Raw genomic sequence first — 4,349 nt, forward strand, 5'->3', positions numbered from 1 at the left:
GCCAGGCGGCGAAGAATACGGTTGTCAGCCGCTCCACCACGCTGGTTGGCGAAGCGCTGAGCGGCATTGGCCAGCTTCAATCCGAGACCGGCATCGTCCAGAAGCGGGTTTCCGATGCCAACGATCGGATGAAAACGCAGGTTGACCTTTTCGAACGGCACATTCTCGATCTGGAAGCCGTCGATCCGGCCGAAGCCGCGACACGGGTCGCGGACCTGACACAGCACATCGAAACGTCTTTCGCGTTGACCGCACGCCTGCAGCAGCTCAGCCTGTTGAATTACCTGACCTGACAACGCTTAACGGAACGGTAGAGCCCCAACGATGTACCAATTCTCCTACGCCGACATCCAGAGCAACTCCGTTGCCGACGCGAAGGACCGCGAGCGGGAGCTTCTGACCCGCTCGATCGACATGCTGGCGGCGGCAGCAGTGGCCGGCCACGATTCGATGGAGGCGATCGAGGCGCTTCATTTCACCAACCGCGTCTGGACCGCCTTCGTCGAGGATCTTGGCTCCAGCGACAACGCCCTGCCCAAGGAACTGCGCGCCAATCTCATTTCCATCGGCCTGTGGCTGCTGCGCGAGGCGGAGGACATCCGTCAGGGCCGCACCAACAATTTCGAAGGGTTGATCGAGGTGTCCCAGATCATCAGGGACGGCATTCAATGACCAACACGCTGAAGATATCGCTGAAGCCGAACGAAAAGATCTACATCAACGGCGCCGTCATCCGGGTCGACCGCAAGGTCACCGTCGAATTGATGAACGACGTCCAGTTCCTGCTCGAAAGCCACGTGATCCAGGCCGACGATGCCTCGACGCCGCTCAAGCAGCTTTATTTCATCCTGCAGGTCATGCTGATGAATCCGGCGGGCGCCGCCGCCGCGCGTGACATGTTCCGCCGTTCGCTGCCGCTGCTTCTGGCAAGCTTCGAGGACACCCAGATCTGCAGCGCGCTGAAACAGATCGACCGCATGGTCGGGGAGGATCATATCTACGAGGCGCTGAAGGCGATCCGCGCGCTTTATCCGCTCGAACGCCGCGCGCTGGGCGGTAATGACGATGTTTCGGGTGCCGAGCGCCCGCTGGCCATGGGAGCACGATACTGATGAACGTGGACATGACGACGACGATTCCGACCGGCGCCAATCAGGCCACGGCCTCGACCTCGAAGACAGCGGTCGACTACCAGTCCTTCCTGAAGCTCCTGATCGCCGAGATGAAGAACCAGGACCCGACCAAGCCGATGGATTCGACGCAGTATGTCGCCCAGCTCGCCACCTTCTCGCAGGTCGAGCAATCGGTGCAGACCAACACCAAGCTCAATCAGATCATGCAGTCGTCGGCGCTGTCGCAGGCCGACGCACTGATCGGGCGCTCGATAACCTCCGCCGACGGCCTGACCACGGGCACCGTGGCTTCGGTGCGCCTCGCCAGCAGCGGTCTCATCGCCGTGCTGCAGAACGGCACCGAAGTCGCGGTCGGTCCGGGAGTTTCGGTCAAGGCAGCTAGCTGACGCTTTCGACAGAGAGCCAGTCCCATGAATGAGGCCGACGCTCTCGACATCGTCCAGTATGCGGTGTGGACGGTGCTCGTCGCGTCGGCTCCGGTGGTGCTTGTCGCCATGGTGGTCGGCATCGGCATCGCCCTCATCCAGGCGCTGACGCAGGTGCAGGAGATCACCTTGACCTTCGTGCCGAAGATCGTCGCCATCATGCTGGTGGTGGCGCTGACCGGCCCCTTCATCGGCAGCCAGATATCGGCCTTCACCAACGTCATCTTCGAGCGCATCCAGAACGGGTTCTGAACCTGTTCCAGGAACGTGTGCCGCGGCATGCCGTTCACAATTGTCTGAAGACAGACGCCGCCGATCCCGCGGCACCTCCGGACCCACGGCGGACAGGCCTGGACCGCCTCTATCCCATTGTTGGACCATGAGCTTTTTTGCCCTTTGCGGCGCCATGCCCTACTTTCGGCAAACGGTCTGCGCAAACGGATTGTCTGACGAGCAGGCACGACATGGCAGGAACCCCAAATGATTGACGAAAAGCCGGACAGCGAGAGCGTCTCGGCGCTGGCGCCCTTCCGTCACGGCATTTTCCGCGCCGTGTGGGGCGCAAGTCTCGTCTCGAATTTCGGTGGCCTGATCCAGGGTGTCGGCGCCGCCTGGATGATGACCACGATCGCCACCTCGCCCTATCAGGTAGCCCTGGTCCAGGCTTCGACCACCTTGCCGATCATGCTGTTTGCACTCGTAGCCGGCGCCATCGCCGACAGTTTCGACCGGCGCAAGGTGATGCTTGTCGCCCAGACCTTCATGCTGGTGGTGTCGGTGCTTCTGACCCTGTTCACCTATTCAGGCCTGATCACGCCATGGACGCTGCTTGCCTTCACCTTCATGATCGACAGCGGCACCGCGCTCAACAGCCCATCCTGGCAAGCCTCCGTCGGCGATATCGTTCCCCGCAACAAGGTGCCGGCGGCCGTCGCCCTCAATTCGATGGGCTTTAACCTGACGCGCAGCGTCGGTCCGGCAATCGGTGGCATCATCGTCGCCGCCGCCGGTGCCGCGGCCGCCTTCGCGGCGAACGCGGTGAGCTATATCGGCCTGATCATCGTGCTGGCGCGCTGGAAGCCGGACGTGCCCATATCGACCTTGCCGCGCGAGTCGCTGGGGGCAGCCATGGGCGCCGGCCTGCGCTATGTCGCCATGTCGCCCAACATCGGCAAGGTGCTGGTCAGGGGTGCTGCGTTCGGCTTCAGTGCAGGCGCTGTGCTTGCGTTGCTGCCTCTGGTGGCGCGTGATGTCGTCAAGGGCGATGCGCTGACCTATGGCATCATGCTCGGCGCCTTCGGCATCGGCGCGGTCGGCGGCGCCTTGATCAGCGTCAGGCTGCGGCAGTTGCTCTCCAGCGAGACGATGGTGCGCTGTGCTTTCGCCGGCTTCGCTGTCTGCGCCTTCAATGCCGCCGTCAGCCAGCATGCCTGGCAGACGTCACTCGGCCTGCTTGTCGGCGGCGCCTGCTGGGTGATCGCGCTTTCGCATTTCAACGTCACGGTGCAGATGGCGACGCCGCGCTGGGTGGTCGGCCGGGTGCTGTCGGTCTACCAGACCGCGACCTTCGGCGGCATCGCGCTCGGCAGCTGGATCTGGGGTGTCGTCGCCGATGCGCACGGCGCCGAAACCGCGCTGATCGCAGCCAGCGTCGCCATGCTGGCCGGCGGCGCCATCGGTCTTTTGCTCCCGCTGCCGCAACAGCAGGTGCTCAACCTCGACCCGCTCAATCGCTTCAAGGAACCGCATTTGGCGCTTGACCTGAAGCCGCGCAGTGGTCCCATCGCCATCATGATCGAATATGTGATCCGGCACGAGGACGAGCCGGAGTTCCTCGCCATCATGGCCGAACGGGGCCGCATCCGCCGCCGTGACGGCGCCCGCAACTGGACGCTGGCGCGCGATCTCGAGAATCCCACCGTATGGATCGAGCATTATCACACGCCGACCTGGATCGAATATATCAGGCACAATGGACGCATCACACATGCCGACGCTGTCATCGGAGAACGCGTGCGGGCCCTGCACAGCGGCGACGAACCGCCCCGCGTACGACGCATGATCGAGCGCCCGACCACCGCCGGCACGGCGCTTGTGATGGCCAAGGGACCAATCGAGCATTAGGCTCCGCAACCGCGCCCACTGTCGCAGGCATCCGGTTAGGCCTTCCCGCTAACCCTCGCCCGACAGGTCCCGGCGCGCCTTGTCGAGTTCCTCGGCATAGCGCCGCATCAAATGGCCTTCGGTCAACAGGCCCAGCACGATGTGGTCGGTGAAATCCTCGACGACGGCGAGCTCTTCGGCGCCGGCGCGCTGGAATGTTTCGGCGGCGGCCTGCACGTTCATGCTCGGCACCAGCACCGCGTCCTTGTATTTGGCAAGATCGCGCACCGGCACCTCGCCGCCGGAAGGATCGCTGTGCAGTTCGGCCACGATCAGCACGCCGACATAGTGGTCGCCCGCATCGACGGCGATGACGCGTTGGGCCGAGCCGAGCGGCACCTCCTTGCGGAAGGCTGCCAGCGTCGTCGAGGCATAGATGGTCTTGATGTCCCTGCGCATCATCGAGCCGACTGTGAGGCTGCGCATCCAGCCGACATCGTGGGCGCTGCGGATGGTCTCGCCGCGCAGATGGAAGCGCCATGTCGAGAACGAGTAGCCGAAGGTTTCGCGCACCAGGATGGCCGACATGATCGAGGCGGCCAGCACGACGCCGGTCAGCGTCAGGTCGCGGGTCGATTCCAGCGCCAGGAAGGTCATCGTCAGCGGACCGCCGACGACACCGACGGCG

Annotated in this window: 7 protein-coding genes; 6 read left to right on the forward strand and 1 reads right to left on the reverse strand. The window is 63.8% G+C overall.

Going from position 1 to position 4,349, the window contains the following annotated elements; all coding sequences use genetic code 11:
• The 6 genes from EN914_RS25890 to EN914_RS25915 form a co-directional block, all read left to right on the forward strand.
• Window positions 1-293: flagellin (locus tag EN914_RS25890; protein ID WP_281034672.1), on the forward strand; the 293-nt coding region annotated here is incomplete at its 5' end.
• A gap of 31 nt (window positions 294-324) precedes the next feature.
• Window positions 325-672: a flagellar biosynthesis regulator FlaF gene (flaF, locus tag EN914_RS25895; protein WP_024502698.1), complete on the forward strand. Its 348-nt coding sequence runs from the start codon at window positions 325-327 to the stop codon at window positions 670-672.
• Complete coding sequence (gene flbT, locus EN914_RS25900) at window positions 669-1,112, forward strand: flagellar biosynthesis repressor FlbT (RefSeq protein ID WP_024502699.1); 444 nt, start codon at window positions 669-671, stop codon at window positions 1,110-1,112. The genes flaF and flbT overlap by 4 nt, the downstream gene beginning before the upstream one ends.
• Entirely contained in the window at window positions 1,112-1,519 is a 408-nt protein-coding gene (gene flgD, locus EN914_RS25905; RefSeq protein WP_024502700.1) for a flagellar hook assembly protein FlgD, read from the forward strand. The genes flbT and flgD overlap by 1 nt, the downstream gene beginning before the upstream one ends.
• Before the next feature lie 24 nt (window positions 1,520-1,543).
• Window positions 1,544-1,810, forward strand: coding sequence for a flagellar biosynthesis protein FliQ (gene fliQ, locus EN914_RS25910; protein ID WP_013529773.1), 267 nt, complete (start codon window positions 1,544-1,546; stop codon window positions 1,808-1,810).
• 228 nt (window positions 1,811-2,038) lie between these two features.
• A complete protein-coding gene (locus EN914_RS25915; RefSeq protein WP_024502701.1) occupies window positions 2,039-3,682 on the forward strand; it encodes an MFS transporter in 1,644 nt (547 codons plus the stop codon).
• Between the two features lie 48 nt (window positions 3,683-3,730).
• On the opposite strand, the gene EN914_RS25920 is transcribed toward EN914_RS25915, so the two are convergent.
• The coding region (locus EN914_RS25920) for a CBS domain-containing protein (RefSeq protein ID WP_348631939.1) at window positions 3,731-4,349 on the reverse strand (619 nt) is incomplete at its 5' end.

This window comes from Mesorhizobium sp. M7A.F.Ca.CA.001.08.2.1, assembly GCF_003998455.1.
Classification (GTDB): Bacteria; Pseudomonadota; Alphaproteobacteria; order Rhizobiales; family Rhizobiaceae; genus Mesorhizobium; species Mesorhizobium ciceri.